Genomic DNA, 17,620 nt, shown 5'->3' on the forward strand with positions numbered 1-17,620 from the left:
CCTTATGCGTTATTTCTCTTTATTATTGTTGACAATCCATTAGTACCTTCATACCATCTGGATTATTATCTATGTTTTCAAAAACTTGTTGGATTTTGGTCAATGGTTGTACGTCCGTAATCATGTCCTCAAAAGGAAGTTCGTTAGCCGTAATCAATTCAATTGACTTCTCATAATCTTCCTTCTCGTACACACGAGCACCAATTAAGCTCAGCTCTTTCCAGAAAAATTTAAAAAGATCTACTGGTTTCTTTTCCCCATGAATAGCTACCATTAATATTCTACCACGAATACCGGCTACTTCGCACATAATATCTAAAGCAGGTTGTACGCCGGCTACTTCAAAAACCACATCTGCACGACGGTTATCCGTTTTCTCTTTTACGTATTCTACTAAATCCACTTTCATTGGGTTAACAGCATGTAACCCCATAGATTCAGCTTTGGCAATACGCTTTTCGTTTACTTCCGAAATAATAACATTTGCACCTACATCTTTGGCCACCATAGCTACCAAAAGACCTATAGGTCCACCACCTAGAACAACGGCAGTCTCACCTGCAACCAATCCGCTTCTACGAACATCGTGTGTGGCAACCGATAATGGCTCTATTAAAGCCGCCAGTTTTAAATCGGTTTCAGCCTTTAGCTTATGAAGAACAAAAGATGGTACGTTCCAATATTGTTGCATTGAACCTGGACTATCAATACCAATGAATTTTAATTCTTCACAGATATGATTGAACCCTTTATCGGAAGCTTTAACCTTACGGTCATCCAGTGGGCGAACCACAACCTTGTCCCCAACTTCGTACCCTTCAACCCCTTCACCGACAGCATCAATGACACCGGACATTTCATGGCCAATAGTTTGAGGCATTTCTACCCTTTTATCCATCATACCATGATAAATGTGCACATCCGTACCACATACACCGGAATAGGCTACCTTTATTCTTACATCACCTTTTGCAGGCTGCTCAATCTCCTTCTCTATTACAGAAAACGTTTTGTTTCCTTTGTAAACTGTTGCTTTCATTAACTATATTTCTCTATTATTTCTTTTCACCTTTTGCAGTGTGCGATGTTTTTCGTTGAGAAGAAAATCTCATTATACTTTGGTAATCGCCACTATTGTATACATGTGTTAAGCCCCATCTTAAAATTTCCGTCGGTTCTTTTTCAACATCCGCAGTTCTATTTAAACCAATAGCATGAGCATTAACCCCAGGGATAACAGACTTGATATCGAAATTAATACCATCTGGAGCCCATTGAATTGTATTCTTCTCAGGACCATCCGTAGTAATCAATGCGGCTATACCGCCATCATAAGGCCAAACACAAATTTCATGACCACTATTACTTATTGGGTTATATGGTGATTTCACATAAGGCCCCTTAGGGTTATCCGCAATGGCAACACCATGACGAATTTGTCTTCCTCCAAAAGTGATTTCCTCACCCATTTGCTCTCCTTTGTAGTACAAATAGAATTTTCCCTTATAGGGTAGAATACAAGGATCGTGAACTTTATGACTGTCAAAGTCACCCTTTTTTTCTACGGCAAACCGGTTCTGTTCTTCGCCCTTCCATATACCATTGTCCGCAGGACTCAAAATTGGCTCTTCGCTCTTTGTCCAAGGTCCGTTGGGAGAGTCAGCCCATGCTAAACCAACCTGATTTTTTACACGGACGTTATATGGAGATTTTACGGTTTGGTAGCATAGGTAATATTTATCTTCCCATTTCATGATTTCAACCGTAAAAACAGAACGATCATCATAGGCACCTTTCTCACCACGGGTAACCGCTGGCCCTTCTTCTTTCCACGTCCAGCCATCTTCTGAAGTAGCATACCAAATATCGCAACGGTCCCAAGGAAATACCTTTTCAGTTTCTATATCTCCTCCAAAACCTTGAGTGGGTCCCGTACTTCTTGTATACCATACATAGTACTTTCCGTTCTCTTTGATAATGGCACTAGGGTCACGACGAACAACACCTTCCTCATAGGCCAAATCTCCTTTTAAAGGTTGAAGCGGTCCAAACTGAATGAACCATTCGTTACCTAGATCCGTTGGCCACTTTAATGCTCTTTTTGAAGCTGCGCTCAAATGATTGGTATCGGTAATACCGAGGTGGTCAATTTGCTCTGGAGTAAATGTCACCTTATCATCACAGTCATTGGTAGATTTCATTTCATTAGATGTTTTAGGAGAATTACAGGCCGAAACCAGCACTGCTGCTACTATTAAAAATTGGGAGTATTTGTTCATGATTATCAGTTACTTGATATAAATTTAAATATATGAATTTTCTCTACTAGCTGGCACTGCTTAAAACACTATAATCAGAGGGCGAAGTACCATAAAACCTTCTGAAACATTTGCTAAAATAATTAGGGTCGCTAAACCCCACTTGATAACTCACTTCTGCAATACGCAACTGTCCGTTTTCTAATAATTCAGCGGCTCTTGTCAATCTCATATTTCTCATATAATCTTTGGGAGCATACCCAGTAAGCTTTTTTAATTTTCTAAAAAAAGTAGACCTACTCGTATTCATGTCATAAGACAAATCATCTACCCAATAGGTATCATCGGACATGTTCTCTTCCATATATATACTGATTCGATTTAAAAACTCCCGATCATATATATTAAGTGATGAAACTTCTGTTACCTTCTTTTCTAAGAAATCTTTTCTTTCAGTAGCCTTTTTTGCAGTAAATTTCTTTTCATTTTTATCCTTAAACAACTTGAAGCGTTTGGTCAACTTACCATCGGCTTCGGTTTCCAACACTTTTATCTTCACTCCTAATGAGTTTAATGCCCCAAGTAAAATGGCAGGCATGTTTAACCCTTGATTAAAGACCGCGTTATAAACCGGTACATCTGCACCACAATCATCAATAAAATCAACTTTTATGCGTAGTTCTCCGTTCTCTATCACTCCTTCGCCATTGTCCGTAGCACCAAGAGCATTCTTTCCATTAAAAATAGTTGCTTCCATAAGGTGTTTTTTTGATTCAAATATGAAACTAGTTTCTTATTTGAATCAAAAATATATAAAAATTTGACATATCAGTATAATTTGGCCGTGTTTTTTTAAGATTTCTTTCACAAACCACACCAAAAACATCAAATTCTTGAATCCAAATATTTTAACAAGGAAAAAACTACAAAAATAGTGCAATACAGCTATGTTATGTTGTACTAAATGATTTACATCTAATAACATAGAGATAAAAATTACGTATTTGAATAAGAAGGAAGAATGACTATTAATGCTTTAGATAACCTAATTTAGTAGAAATTTCCAAGGCATATTTTTTTACTATTTCACCTTTACTACTAAACTGAGATGCAGGTAACCTTCCATAAGGTGCTGTAATCCAAAGTGCCGCTACCGGGTAGCCATGTTCGTTAAAAATTGGCGCTCCTACACAGTTAATACCCTGAATGTCTTCACTATTATCAATAGCATAGCCTTTTGACTTAACTTCCTTTAGGACTGTTTTAAATTCTTTTTTAGAAGTAATGGTGTTCTCTGTGTACTTGGTCAGTGTTTTACCCCTTAAGGCTTCATCTGCTTCATCTACAGGAATGTTCGCTAATATACATTTACCGCCTACTGAGCTGTGAAGATCAAACTGTGTACCAGGTTCCACAAAAAGTTTTACAGGGTATGAAGATGGCACTTGTTCCAAAATGGTTCCTGTAGACCCCAATAATACACCAAGCATAACAGATTCCTTAAGCTCGTCTCGTACAGCGCGCATTACATCTATAGAATGCTCAACCAAACTTTGCTCATTCATAGAAGAAATACCTAAAGTGAGCATTTTCCTAGAAAGGGTAATCTTTTTGGTTGTCTCGTTTTTTTGAAGGTAATTTTTAAAAATCAATGTGCTTACAATGCGAAAAGCACTTGACTTAGTAATAGAAAGTGTTTCGGTAATTTCCGCCAAGGTCAATCCTTTTGTCCGAGTGGCCAACAACTCTATTATAGAAAGACCTCTTTCTAAATTTGGAACATTATAAGTTGATTTTAGCTCTACCTTGGCTTTCTTCATTATATCATATTATGAGTGCAATTTAAGACTCTTCTCCGTATTTTGATAAAAAATCTCTCGGGATTAAACATATTTACCTAGACAAAAAGTCAACAACTCATAAATTCAAAAAGTAATAGACATATTCCAAAATCGAACGCAGAAATAAAAGGACTAGCAGCTATTAGTTACGAAAACATAGAAATTTATCCTCTGAATTTTTCGTTTTAATTCTCATGTTACTCAATAACACATTATCGGATAAAAACATAAGGACATTAATATTTTTTACCATTTTATTTTTATTATGACTCAAAAGCGAAACAAAAAAAGGAGGCGAAAATCGCTCCCTTTTTCATAAAATACTAATTTTAATGTATTTACATTATTTTTCCAATCATCTTCAATCCACAGTCACTTTACTACCCCACCAATCATTTTTGGGATTAAAATCTGGGGATAGGAAATCCAACCTTTGCTTTTCCAAGGATGGTAATTTCTTGTCAACTATATTTTGTAGATACGCTTCTTCTTTTTTAACACTGTACTCTGGGTCTTTTGATGGATACTTAGCTCCAACTTCTTCTAAATAAGTAAATAATTCCTCGCTTAATTGCTTCTGCAAATCTGAATGTTCCGAAGCAACATTGGTCAACTCTTCTATGTCTTCTTTCAAATTATAAAGCTCTTCCCTATTATCTTCATAGTAATGAATCAGCTTCCAATCGCCTTTTCTAATTACAGAAGATGGTTCACCTCCTTGGTTACCATAATGTGGGTAATGCCAAAATAGAGACCGCTTCTCAAGATTTCCTCCCTTAAGTATTGGTACTAGACTTTTTCCATCTAAATGCTGTTCCGGTTTTAAATCAACTCCTGCAATATCCAAAATGGTGGGATAAAAATCAGCTCCGGTAACAGGTTCTGAAGTAGATGCCCCTCCTTTTATCAACCATGGTGCTTTTATAAAATAAGGTTCTCTTATCCCTCCTTCAAATTGATAGCCTTTTCCTCCTCTTAATGGCAAATTAGAAGTTGAAAAAGAATCTCCTGCAGAAACACCACCATTATCAGAGGTAAAAACTACCAATGTATTTTTATCAAGTCCAAGTGAGTCTAAAGTCTGTAACACTCTACCTACGGCATCATCCATAGTTTCTACCAAACCGGCATAAACGGGATTATCCTGCACTTGCCGTATCGGAAGGAATTTTGCCATTTTATAACTAGATTCAGCAATGCCATTTTCTTCTGCTTTTTTCTGATACTTGGCCCATTTCTCCTTGGTGGTCTGTATAGGCCCGTGAACGGCATAGAAAGAGAGGTAGGCAAAAACTGGCTGACCGGTTTCCGTTGGGTTGTTCTCTTTAAAAAAGTTTACGGTTTCCTCCGCTAAACGCATGGTTAAGTTCTCACCATCTTCGTGGTTCTCCAGATTTGGGTTCGTATAAGGCGCAAAATAACCTCCGTTGGGGCTACCAGCATCCCACCCTCCTTTGTTAATATCAAAACCATGGTCTTCGGGCCATGAACCTTTTTCTCCTAAATGCCATTTTCCGGCAAAAAACGTTTTGTATCCCGCAGCTTTCATAGCTTCGGGTAAGGTTATAGCCTCTGCGGGAAGATTATGTTCGTATTCTGGGGGAAGCAATTTATTAAAACGTCCGGCTTTGCGCCAATCTGTTCCTGTTTTTGCTCCTATCCAATCCGTAATACCATGTCTAGCGGTAAAAGTTCCCAACATAATACTTGCTCTAGACGGACTACAAACTCTACTTGCGGCATAGCCATTGGTGAAATTCATCCCCTCATTGGCGATTCTATCAATATTTGGGGTTTCATAGAACTTACTACCCATAACACTCAAATCATGATATCCATAATCATCCGCCAGTATAAATAATACATTTGGCCGAACAGCCTTTTCTTCTACTTTTTTTTCATCATTTTTACAACTGGTCAGAACCAAACAAGTTACTGCCAAAATTGAATAGAGAAAATGCTTCATACCTTTCTTAAATTTTACGGTGAAATACTTTTATCGAAATGAAAGATACTAAATTATAGGGTTGACAGCGTTTTCTATTTCATGATTATAAAAAAAAATCGTCTCATGAAGACAACATGTGTTAAATTGAAAAAACCTCTATAAAAGAGGCTTTGTTTACTATAATTTTTATTTTTCATCAAAGAGGAGAGGAAAGAATTTACCGTCCATTTTTTCACCTTTTGGCACCTTAATTGGCGTTCCCCTAAGCATTTCTCCATCGGTATCACTAACAGTTCCATTTGCAAACACGTTCAAAACAAAAGCCCTTCTACTAAACTCGGACTTATTTTCATAGGATCCGTGAATCATTAAGGGGTGATGAAAAGAAGCATATCCTTTTTTAAGCTCTATAGGCACGGGATTAAAATTCGCCTTTTGCTCATCGGTCATAAATTCCATTAATCCTTCCATTTTTCCTGCCAACTCCGGTTTTTGAAGCAATCCCCATTTATGACTTTTAGGAACATAATAAAGACATCCGTTTTCTGTTGTGGCATCATCAAGACCTGTCCAACAGGTTAAATGCTGCATAGGCACCGTTCTGATCCAAAAGGAATAATCTTGGTGCCAAGCTACTACTCCGCCATGATCAGAAGGTTTGCAAAACAATTGATCATGCCAAAACCTAACATTAGTATTACCTAACAACTGGCTCGCTGCCATTGTAAAAGCCGGATTCCATAATAAATCATGAAAACCTTCGGTAATGCGCCAATGTCCTAAAGAGTGAAAAAGTACAGTATTGGGGTCTGTGGATTGATTGCCGTGAAATTCATAGAAAAGTTCATGTGCCGGATGTTTAGGATCGCGTATTTCTTCTAACTCGCTTCTCAACACGTTAATCTGACTTTCATCCAGCAATTTTATCCCGGAAACATAGCCATATTCATGAAAATGAGCCACCTGCTCATCACTTAACTTATACTGCTCCCATTCCTCGGGTGTTTTTGGTTGTTTAAAAAGGTCCGAAATCAATTCATGACGATCCGCCAAATCTTTTACTAATTGCATTGCCCGTGGTTTAAATTATAATCGGTTATTCGTATAAATCCTTTAAAACGTATTTTGTTCGCTATTTACAGTGTGATGCAAAAAAACGTAGCGTATCCTTAATATGCTCGCTCCAGTACGTCCATTCATGTGCTCCTTCAAATTCTTCGTAGATATGGGGTATTTGGTTTTCTTCTAACTGCTGGTGCAACTTGCGATTAAATTCGATAAGTTGATCTTCTCTTCCGCAATCGAACCGTAGTTTCGGCAATTGACCACGGTTCTGGTCTATTTGTCCCCAAACGGAATTTTCTGTAGCATTTTCTTGATTATAGTTCTCCAAAGGTTCTTCTACAAAAAGATTCATCTGTTCTACATCCGTAATGGACGAATGTCCTGAAATAGCCTTAAACCTATCAGCATATTTCACTCCTAGACGCAAAGCTCCGAAGCCTCCCATGGAAAGCCCGGAAATAAACAATTCCGATGTTTTACTTACGGAAGGAATATTTTCTATAACGGCATTTGGCACATCGTCTACAATCCAATTTTCAAAATCCTTTTGATTATGCGGAAGATAACCAGAACCATCTCCCCAAAGTCCGTCTGAAGGCATAGCTATCACCATAGGTGGAATCTCTCCTTTCTCCATCATTTCAAGGGCCGTAATATGTACTCCTGCTTTTTGAGACCAAACCCAAGCGCTTCCGTAAACCCCATGAAGCAAAATAACAAGTGGCAAATCTACCAAGTCCGTCATGGGTGGTACATATACACAAATATCCCCTCTGCCCTTTAGGTTTTTCGTCTTAACGGTTATAAAACGAAGGTTTGCACTCTCGTATGCGGCATCTGAAATTTCGGTAGTTCTGAACATCATGGATTTTAATCAAAAACTATTACGCCTTTTGCATTTTTACCGGCCAGCATATCATCTAGGGCCAATTGTAAATCGTCTAGTTTGTATTCTTTGGTAATCATTTCGTTTAATTTCAAATCTCCCTTTTTGTACAATCGCACTAATTTAGGAAAGTCGATTTGCGGTCGGCATTTGCCATACAATGGATTGATATAAACCTTATCCCATTCAAAAAGACGCATATCTATAGTAATATCCTCCTCAATACCACTCACTTGAACTGCTGTACCTGCATTGCGAATCATTGCCAATGGAGCAGCTCCCAATGCAGGAATAGCAGTGCACTCAAAAGCATAATCCGCTCCCCTACCACCTAGCATAGTTTTAACCTGTTCAGCAACATGGGTCAAACCTGCATCGGCCTTATCTGCCAAAATAACATCCGTAGCACCAAATTGTTTTGCGAGTTCCAGTTTATTAGGATTAATATCTACCGCTATAATTCTGCCTGCACCGGATATCTCGCACGCATTAATAACATTGAGCCCCACACCTCCACAACCTAAAACCACAGCTGAACTACCAGCTGCCAGTTTTGCTGAATTTACTACAGAACCATAGCCGGTCATCACTCCACAACTGATAATACTGGCTGCGGAGAAGTTTAAATTTTCCTCTTCTACCTTAACCACGGCAGATTCTTTTACCAAAGCGTATTCGCTAAGCGTACCTAGATTAAAAGAACGTTCAATTGGTTTACCTTCCCATTGACTACCTTCTAAATGCGCATGACCCGGAGTATGACCGTTTGCCCCTGCCACTACTGGAGAATTATTTTCACATATATGCTGATTGCCTTCTTGACATTGAAAACAATCATAACAAGGAGTTGCCCAATTCAAAAGAACCTGGTCCCCTACTTTTAAACCTTTGATACCAGCTCCTACTTTTTCAATGACTCCTGCTCCCTCATGCCCCATTACAATAGGTTTTCCCCAAGTAAGGGAATCATAATCCGTATGGCAAAGACCTGCAGCCTTTACCTTAACAAGTAACTCGTCCGCTTTTGGTTCGGCAACAGTAACTTCGGTAATGATAAAAGAACCATCTCCTTTAGCCACAGCACTTTTTGATTGAATAGACATCTATTGTGTTTTATATTTGATTATTGCGCGATAAGATTAGCTGGCTTGAACTCAGCCCTAGGATCACCCAATTTTGATTTATCTAATTTCTCGCCTCCTTTGATAAATTTTGTGCCGTACACGTAGGCTTTCGCATTGTTTACGGCATCGACGGCCAAAAGCGTATCGCCTTTAAAGTACCACACAGAAAAGCAATTTTCTTTATCCGCTTCTTTGCGTACCACTACATCATCATAATCCTGAGAAAGACCTACCATCTGTAATTTTACATCATATTGATCGGACCAAAACCATGGTAAAGAATTGTAAGTGCACACTTTACCATTTATGGCAGCAGCTGCAATTTTAGCTTGATCCACTGCATTTTGTACGGACTCTAACCGTATGTGACGCTTGTAATGCGGATTATGATGAAAAGTACAATCCCCAATGGCATAAATATCTTTATCACTGGTTTGTGCCATTTCATTCACCTGAATACCATTTTCTATGGTCAAACCGGCTTTTTCTGCCAGTTCTTTGTTTACATGAATACCAACGCCAACCACAATCATATCGGCCTCATAATTCGTTCCATCCGAACAGACCACGATATTCCTATTTCCATTACTCTCTATAGAAACTACATTTTTTTCGGTGAGTACCGCTACACCGTGATCAGCATGAAGTTTTTGAAAAAATAGGGACATTTCCGGTGCTGTTACCCTGGCGAGTGTCCTGGACTCTCGTTCTAAAACTACTACTTCTGCTCCCATTTTTTTTAGGGATGCTGCAGTTTCTAGTCCAATATATCCTCCTCCAATAACTACTACTTTAAGACCTACATTTTCTGCAACGGTCTTTCGGATATTGGCCACATCTGCAGCTGATCGTAACGCAAATGAATTCTTTGCCGTATCCAACCCTGGAATAGGAGGCATAATTGGCCGAGCACCAGTAGCTATTACAAGCTTATCGTAAGCTAAGGAAGTGCCATCCGCTAAGACAACCCTTTTATCTTCACGTTCAATTGCGTCTACCCAAACCCCAAGTTTCAGCTCAATATTCTCTTTGACGTAACTCTCTTCTGACTTCAGAAGGTTTTTTTCAATGCTATCGGAACTGGTTAAATAGGCCTTGGACAAAGGTGGCCTGTGGTAAGGCAAAGTAGGATCAATATCCACCATGGTAATTGAACCTTGCCAACCTTCTCGGCGTAAAGCAAACGCAAAGTTCACCCCTGCATGGCTGGCACCTATTACTACACAATTTTTATTGTTTGTTGTACTTTCGGACATTATGTTTTATTTGGCGACTTTCAACACAACACCATCAATAGCATCGGTAATATCTATTTGGCAGCATAAACGGCTATATTCATCTGCATTATCATCCAACTCTAGCATATCTGTCTCAATTTCACTTGCGCTTCCTGTTTTCTCCATATCTTCTGGAGCTACATGCACATGGCAAGTAGCGCAAGAGCAAACTCCGCCACAATCGCCATCAATTCCCGGCACACCATTATCTACGGCCAATGCCATTACGGAACCCGAGGTTCCTTCTAAAGTTATTGTTTCTTCATCGTTGGTTATAAAAGTGATTTTTGCCATGGATTCTATTTTATTAAAGGATTGAATTTCATATGTATACTGTGAAAGCCCACTTTACGTTTAAAGTGATGTAAATCTTCTATGTTTTCCTCGCAATCAAGTATTTCAAACGAGCTTACTTTTTCAGCCAAAGTCTGAAGTAATATTTTCATTATCTGTCTCGCATGGGTAGCCCCCAAACAATTGTGATGACTAAAGCCAAAACCTACATGCGGATTTATTTTACGGTCCATTACAATCTCATTTGGATTCTCAAACACTTTGGAATCCCTATTGGCAGACGCCCAACATAATGATACTCTAGTATCTGCTTTTGCCGCATGTTCGCAGACAAAAGTATCTTCCGTAACTACACGCCCCATTTGGGTAAGTGGAGAAAAATACCGAATCATCTCTTCTACGGTCTTTCCTGTAATTTCAGGTTCATTACGCAAGCGCTCCAAAGACTCGGGGTTTTCGGCCAAATACGCTATGGCATTTGTAACCGCGTTTATTACGGTGTCTCTTCCCCCAGCAAAAGTCAGTACCATTACCCCTTTTACTTCCTCTTTAGTCAACTTTCTCCCTTCAAATTCGGAATCAAGAAGTATAGCGTACATATCACCTGTAGGATTCTTACTGGCGCGTTCTATTTCGGCATCTATATAATCATATAGAATATTGGCCTTATCTCCATCTAGCGCATCACCCTCACTTCTAAAGACGTGCGTTCCCCAAGAAATCCAGGTTTCGGATTCCGAAAAAGGTGTATTCAAAAGAAGCGTTAACGCCCTAGATTGTAACTTAAGTGCCAAATCGGTCACTACTTCAACAGAATCTTCCTGAAGTACTTCGTCTATTATATTCGCTATCTGTGCCGCTAACTTCTCTTGATATTCTGCCTGCAATGGCCTTTTAAACCAAGGTTCAACCAAGGCCCTATACATACCATGGACCGGTGGATCCACTTCAAAAGGTATTTGACGTGTCTCCCGAATATTTACTTCAGAAGGTACAACAATACGTCCGGGAACAGCTCCTGATTGAAATGTTTTATAATTGTGTGCTGTTTTACGAACGTCCTTATGACGTAAAAGCATGGTTACCGGATCATCTTGATCATCCATTTCACCGTAACCTTTTGACTCTCTAGCCTTTTCAAACGGATCTGGAAATTCACTTTTTTTCATATAAGCGGCATAATTTAATAGGATAGTCTTTCTGTGGAAATACAAAAGTCAATATTTAGGAATCACTATCAATTGCCTTTTTTAGCAAATAAGTACCTTATTCTGTCAACAACTATTAATTTTATCGTATTTTCCAACAAAATAAACTACACAAAAGATTCTTATTCATAAGTAAACAATAGAATGAAACCTGTATTAGAGCCCATACACTTAGACAAACAGCGTACTATTACAAGTTTTTATCATTCTAAAAAAGATTTTGAGACACCTTGGCATTTTCATCCTCAGCATGAGCTCACCTATATAGAAGAAAGTGTAGGCACAAAATTCGTTGGTAATTATGTAGGTCCTTACCAACCAGGAGAATTGGTTTTGTTACGTTCAAATCTTCCACATTGTTGGAAAAACAACACTAACCAAGAAGGGCTTTCAAAATCCATTGTAATTCAGTGGAATATTGGTGTTTTTAATAAAGTACCGGAATTAGATTCTTTATTTCATATGCTCAGAATGGCTTCTAAAGGCCTTATATTCAACAAAAAAGAAACAGCTCCTCTTTTATCACGTTTAAAAAAATGCCCGGAATTAGAGGGTCATGATCTATATATTGAGTTACTCACTATATTGGTAAAATTATCTGGTTGTAGCTACAAAACACTATCCGGAGCCAGTTTTACAGAAGACCTACCTTCTGAATACGGGAGCCGAATGGCTCAAATACACGAGTTTGTAGGATTGAACTACAATCGTAAAATTTACCTTAAAGAGATGGCAGATTTGGTCAGTATGTCCGAGCAATCCTTTTCTAGGTTTTTTACAAAAATGATGGGGCGTCCTTTCTTTACTTTCCTAAACGAATACCGTATTAATATTTCGGCAAGAATGCTACTGGACACTCACGATTCAGTTTCTCATATTGCATTTTCATGCGGTTATGAATCGCTTCCTTTCTTTCATAGACAATTTAAAAAATTCATGGGCAGCTCTCCTCTAGCCTATCAAAGAAAATATGCAAAGGCCTAAAAAAGTGCATTTTAGCAACTCCTCAAAAACTGGACAAATAGAATAAATGACCATTTGTTGTAGTTATTTGAACAATTCGCACTTTCGGTTCTGTCATTAAATTGCAACTTAGCAACTCGTTAAAAGCGCCAATCTTTGGCACCACTAACCAACCCTATAAATCATTTTAATGAATAAAATTTTCACACTTATATTGACCGGCGCAGTTCTTGCCTCTTGTGGGTCAAAAACGGAAAAGAAAGAAGAAACTTCCGCCAACGAAACTGTGGTTAAGTACGAACCGAATTGGGAATCCATTGAAAAGAATTACAAAGACCCCGAATGGTTTAACGATAGTAAATTTGGTATTTTCATTCACTGGGGTGCGTATGCCGTCCCGGCTTATGGTTCTGAATGGTATCCACGACAAATGTATATGGATACAGCTACTTTTAGTGCCCAGTTAAAACCAGGTCAAAAAGGACCTAACACAACGTATCTGCATCATAAAAAAACGTATGGTGACCAAAAAGAATTCGGATACAAGGATTTCATACCTATGTTCAAGGCCGAAAAATTTGATGCCAAAGAATGGATAGATATCTTTAAGAAATCCGGTGCTAAATATGTAATTCCTGTGGCAGACCACCATGATGGTTTTGCTATGTACAATTCTAACACAACAAGATGGAACTCAGTAGACATGGGGCCTAAACGTGATGTTCTAGGTGAACTTTTTAAAGAGGGACGTGAGCAAGGTATGATTATGGGTGCTTCTTCCCACTACGCTTTCAACTGGTCTTTCTATAATAAAAAGGACCATTTTGACACTACAAACCCTGAATATGCAGATTTATACTCCCCAAAAGGAAAAGACCTAACGGAGCCTGTTTCCGAAGAGTTTAAAAAAATGTGGTGGGATAGAACCGTTGATTTAATCGACAACTACCAACCGGATATTCTTTGGTTTGATTTTTATTTAGATATCCCTGATTACAAAGAATACCGTCCTAAAATTGCCGCTTACTACTACAATAAAGGTTTGGAATGGGGTAAAGAAGTAGTAATAAACGATAAGAATTTTGATCACGAAGCTTTCCCGGAAGGCACTGTTATCTATGACCTTGAACGTGGTAAGCTTCCTGGAATCCGTAAACTGCCTTGGCAAACGGATACTTCCATCGGAAAAAATTCTTGGTGCTATGTTACCAACTGGGAATCTAGAACTGCTAATAGTTTGGTTGATGATTTGGTAGATATTGTATCTAAAAACGGAAACCTTTTACTAAATGTAGGTCCAAAAGCTGATGGCACCATTCCTGAAGACCAAAAAGAAATTTTGTTTCAAATTGGGGGTTGGCTGAATACCAATGGAGAAGCTATTTATGATACTGAATATTGGGATACTTTTGGTGAAGGTCCAACAGAAGTTAAAAAAGGTCACCATAGTGAGGGTCAGAATAAAGGCTTTACCGGTCAGGATATTCGCTTTACCAAAAAAGGCGATAAACTTTATGCCATTATGATGGAATGGCCAGAAGGTAACAAAGTGGATATTAAATCTTTAGGAAAAGCTAGTGAACACGGGAAAGACCTAAATATCAAAAGTGTAAAATTACTAGGAAGTGATGCTAAAATTACATTTGATGTAAAAGATGATGCACTTTCAATTTCTGACTTGGGCAACAAGTCTGGAGATTTTGCACATGTACTTGAAATATCGTTATAGTGCTATAATAAAGAAGTTAGTTGAGTTAGTTTTTTTAAATTAGGAGCGCACCTTAAAAGTGCGCTCTTTTTCAGTACTACAGTAAACTACCTCGGGGCAAGCCCACGAGACATTAAAAGAAATACACTTTGATTTCGAGGCAAGCCTCGGAGCATTTAATCTCGATTACCGAGTAAAATTAATAGGTGTAATTCCTAATTTCTGGATAGTATTAAAAAAGCAGCTCGTTTTAATATAAATGTGACCAAAAACAGATTAAACACATGAAATATATTGTATGCGAAAAACCGGGAGAGTTCATCCTTAAAGAAAGAGAGGAACCAACAAGAAAATCCGGCGAAGCCATATTAAAAGTAAAAAAAGTAGGTATTTGTGGAACGGATTTGCACGCTTACGCAGGTAACCAAGCTTTTTTTACCTACCCTAGAATTCTCGGTCACGAATTGGCTACCCAAGTGGTTGAAATAGACGAGAACCCTCAAGGTATTAAACCAGGAGACAATGTTGTAGTTATGCCGTACGTAAGCTGTGGTACTTGTATAGCCTGTAGAAATGGAAAAACCAACTGTTGTACGAACATTAAAGTTTTAGGAGTTCATACAGACGGCGGAATGCAAGAAAAAATTACAGTTCCCACCAACTTACTTATCCCGGCGCAACAGTTAACGGATGATCAAATGGCGGTCGTAGAACCTCTGGCCATTGGTGCACACGCTATTCGCCGTGCAGACTTAAAACCTGGTGAAACTATTGTTGTTGTAGGTTGTGGTCCTATCGGAATCGGTATTATGAAATTGGCCCAGATTGCAGGAGCAAAAGTAATAGCTATTGATATGAACCAACAGCGTTTGGATTATGCAAAGAATGATATTGGTGTGGACTATGTGGTTTTAGGTGGAAAAGATGCCGTAGAACAAGTTGAAAAAATCACCAATGGAGATTTAGCTACAGCTGTTTTTGATGCCACAGGTCACAAAGGAGCACTTGAAGCAGGTCCGGATTATATGTCACATGGTGGAAGATACGTATTGGTTGGTCTTTCCAAAGGAGAATTGGTATTTACACATCCAAAAATTCACGCTAAGGAAACTACCGTTATGTGCAGTAGAAATGCTACTTTAGAAGATTTTGAACATGTGATTTCCGTTTTGGAAAAAGGCGAATTCCCTATTAATTCTTTTATAACACATAACGTGCCTTATACAGAAATGATCGCGAATTTTGATAGCTGGTTAGATCCAGCAAACGGAGTTATTAAGGCTACCGTAGATTTCGAGTAAGCCAAAGCTCATCATCTTTCATAGAATTTTAAGCACAGACAAAAGTAAAGAACACTATGTCAAAGCAATTTTTGCAAATACATCCAGAAGACAATGTTCTGGCAGCCCTTACCAACATTTCCAAAGGTTCTGAGATTTCTCATAACAACGACCGTTTTCAGTTAACGGCAGACGTGAAAGCCAAGCATAAGTTTACAATCACAAATCTTAATGTTGGCGATTCCATTATCATGTACGGTTCTCTAGTAGGAAAGGCTACAAAACCTATTGCCAAAGGAGAAACGATTACTACGGAAAATGTGGTTCATGCTTCATCAGAATATGTGGTGGGCCAAGAAAAATTGAGTTGGACCGCTCCTGATGTCAGTAAATGGAAAGATGTTACTTTCAATGGATACCACAGGGCAGACGGTAAAGTAGGTACGGCCAACCATTGGTTAGTGATTCCTTTGGTATTCTGTGAGAATAGAAACGTTGATGTAATGAAATCGGCATTACTAAAATCGTTGGGCTACCATACCACCACTGATTTTGTAGTGGACACCGAGGTGCTTGTGAGCCAATATAAAAATGGAGCTTCTGAGAATGACCTTCTTTCTTCGGATATCATTAAAACTCCAGAAGACATAAAGCAAAATAGGACCTTTCCGAATGTAGACGGGATTAAGTTCTTGAACCATGACGGCGGTTGTGGGGGTATTCGCCAAGATTCGGAAACACTATGTAACCTTTTAGCGGGGTACATTACCCACCCCAATACGGCAGGTGCTACCATTCTAAGTTTAGGTTGTCAGAATGCGCAATTCAAATTGTTGGAGGCGGCCATTGCTAAACTCGATCCCAGTTTTGAAAAACCACTGTATGTTCTGGAACAACAAAAAAGTTCTGGCGAACGTCAGTTTATAGAAGAAGCGGTTAAAAAAACATTTTTAGGTTTAATCGAAGCCAATAAAACAGAAAGAAAACCAGCACCGCTAACTAAACTCGTTTTAGGTTTGGAATGTGGTGGATCGGATGGCTTTTCAGGAATATCTGCAAACCCTTCTTTAGGTTATGCCTCTGATTTATTGGTTGGCTTAGGTGCTACAACCGTACTTTCGGAATTTCCGGAATTGAACGGTGTGGAACAAGAACTCATCAACCGTTGTGAAACGGAGGAAAATGCCGAAAAATTTGCGAAACTGATGCGTGCCTATTCGGATAAGGCCGTATCCGTGGGGTCTGGGTTTGAGAATAATCCATCCCCAGGAAACATAAAAGATGGACTCATTACAGACGCCATGAAGTCTGCTGGAGCAGCTAAAAAAGGGGGCACCAGCCCGGTAACGGATGTACTAGATTATACTGAACCGGTAAAGAAAAAAGGCCTGAATCTTTTGTGTACACCTGGTAATGATGTAGAAAGCACCACAGGTCTTGCGGGATCCGGTTGTAACGTAATCTGTTTCACTACTGGCTTGGGAACGCCTACAGGAAACCCTATTGCTCCCGTCATAAAATTATCAAGTAATAATGCCCTTAGTACTCGTATGAAAGATATTATAGACTTTAATACGGGTACGGTCATTACCGGGGAAGATACTATCGAAACCAAAGGAGAAGAACTATTGGAATATATTATTAAAGTCGCCAGTGGTGAGGTGATTCCCGCAGCAGTACGCTTAGGGCAAGAAGACTTTATTCCTTGGAAAAGAGGTATATCCCTTTAATTATCTCAACTAAATTTTAACTTGACAAAACAACTATG

The 17,620-nt window shown here is 38.8% G+C and carries 15 protein-coding genes; 4 read left to right on the plus strand and 11 right to left on the minus strand.

Translation table 11 applies throughout. The features are described 5' to 3' along the window. Nucleotides 1-22: 22 nt before the first annotated feature. The 11 genes from P0077_RS20350 to P0077_RS20400 all read right to left on the minus strand — a co-directional run bounded on the left by P0077_RS20350 (nucleotide 23) and on the right by P0077_RS20400 (nucleotide 11,862). Entirely contained in the window at nucleotides 23-1,039 is a 1,017-nt protein-coding gene (locus tag P0077_RS20350; RefSeq protein WP_194530764.1) for a zinc-dependent alcohol dehydrogenase, read from the minus strand. Between the two features lie 16 nt (nucleotides 1,040-1,055). After that, entirely contained in the window at nucleotides 1,056-2,279 is a 1,224-nt protein-coding gene (locus P0077_RS20355; RefSeq protein ID WP_276167028.1) for a glycoside hydrolase family 117 protein, read from the minus strand. A 46-nt stretch (nucleotides 2,280-2,325) separates the two neighbouring features. Beyond that, nucleotides 2,326-3,015, minus strand: coding sequence for a helix-turn-helix domain-containing protein (locus P0077_RS20360; RefSeq protein ID WP_276167029.1), 690 nt, complete (start codon nucleotides 3,013-3,015; stop codon nucleotides 2,326-2,328). A 271-nt stretch (nucleotides 3,016-3,286) separates the two neighbouring features. Then, entirely contained in the window at nucleotides 3,287-4,078 is a 792-nt protein-coding gene (locus P0077_RS20365; protein WP_276167030.1) for an IclR family transcriptional regulator, read from the minus strand. Between the two features lie 382 nt (nucleotides 4,079-4,460). Further along, a complete protein-coding gene (locus P0077_RS20370; protein ID WP_276167031.1) occupies nucleotides 4,461-6,065 on the minus strand; it encodes a sulfatase in 1,605 nt (534 codons plus the stop codon). A gap of 168 nt (nucleotides 6,066-6,233) precedes the next feature. Beyond that, nucleotides 6,234-7,118, minus strand: coding sequence for a phytanoyl-CoA dioxygenase family protein (locus P0077_RS20375; protein WP_276167032.1), 885 nt, complete (start codon nucleotides 7,116-7,118; stop codon nucleotides 6,234-6,236). A gap of 61 nt (nucleotides 7,119-7,179) precedes the next feature. Continuing rightward, complete coding sequence (locus P0077_RS20380) at nucleotides 7,180-7,977, minus strand: alpha/beta hydrolase (RefSeq protein ID WP_276167033.1); 798 nt, start codon at nucleotides 7,975-7,977, stop codon at nucleotides 7,180-7,182. 5 nt (nucleotides 7,978-7,982) lie between these two features. Continuing rightward, nucleotides 7,983-9,101 carry an alcohol dehydrogenase catalytic domain-containing protein gene (locus P0077_RS20385; RefSeq protein ID WP_276167034.1) on the minus strand — a complete coding sequence of 373 codons (1,119 nt, stop codon included), beginning with the start codon at nucleotides 9,099-9,101 and terminating at the stop codon, nucleotides 7,983-7,985. 20 nt (nucleotides 9,102-9,121) lie between these two features. Next, entirely contained in the window at nucleotides 9,122-10,378 is a 1,257-nt protein-coding gene (locus P0077_RS20390) for an NAD(P)/FAD-dependent oxidoreductase (RefSeq protein WP_276167035.1), read from the minus strand. 6 nt (nucleotides 10,379-10,384) lie between these two features. Next, a complete protein-coding gene (locus tag P0077_RS20395) occupies nucleotides 10,385-10,693 on the minus strand; it encodes a 2Fe-2S iron-sulfur cluster-binding protein (protein ID WP_194527603.1) in 309 nt (102 codons plus the stop codon). Between the two features lie 5 nt (nucleotides 10,694-10,698). After that, nucleotides 10,699-11,862 carry a cytochrome P450 gene (locus P0077_RS20400; protein WP_276167036.1) on the minus strand — a complete coding sequence of 388 codons (1,164 nt, stop codon included), beginning with the start codon at nucleotides 11,860-11,862 and terminating at the stop codon, nucleotides 10,699-10,701. Nucleotides 11,863-12,045: 183 nt separating this feature from the next. Between P0077_RS20400 and P0077_RS20405 the strand changes: the two genes are divergently transcribed. The 4 genes from P0077_RS20405 to P0077_RS20420 all read left to right on the plus strand — a co-directional run bounded on the left by P0077_RS20405 (nucleotide 12,046) and on the right by P0077_RS20420 (nucleotide 17,582). Then, nucleotides 12,046-12,885, plus strand: coding sequence for an AraC family transcriptional regulator (locus P0077_RS20405; RefSeq protein WP_276167037.1), 840 nt, complete (start codon nucleotides 12,046-12,048; stop codon nucleotides 12,883-12,885). 169 nt (nucleotides 12,886-13,054) lie between these two features. After that, on the plus strand, nucleotides 13,055-14,593 hold the full coding sequence (locus tag P0077_RS20410; protein WP_276167038.1) for an alpha-L-fucosidase: 1,539 nt from the start codon (nucleotides 13,055-13,057) through the stop codon (nucleotides 14,591-14,593). A 263-nt stretch (nucleotides 14,594-14,856) separates the two neighbouring features. Continuing rightward, nucleotides 14,857-15,873: a zinc-binding alcohol dehydrogenase family protein gene (locus P0077_RS20415; RefSeq protein WP_276167039.1), complete on the plus strand. Its 1,017-nt coding sequence runs from the start codon at nucleotides 14,857-14,859 to the stop codon at nucleotides 15,871-15,873. Between the two features lie 56 nt (nucleotides 15,874-15,929). Continuing rightward, on the plus strand, nucleotides 15,930-17,582 hold the full coding sequence (locus tag P0077_RS20420) for a UxaA family hydrolase (RefSeq protein WP_276167040.1): 1,653 nt from the start codon (nucleotides 15,930-15,932) through the stop codon (nucleotides 17,580-17,582). The last annotated feature ends 38 nt before the right edge of the window (nucleotides 17,583-17,620 follow it).

Source organism: Zobellia alginiliquefaciens, from assembly GCF_029323795.1.
Classification (GTDB): Bacteria; Bacteroidota; Bacteroidia; order Flavobacteriales; family Flavobacteriaceae; genus Zobellia; species Zobellia alginiliquefaciens.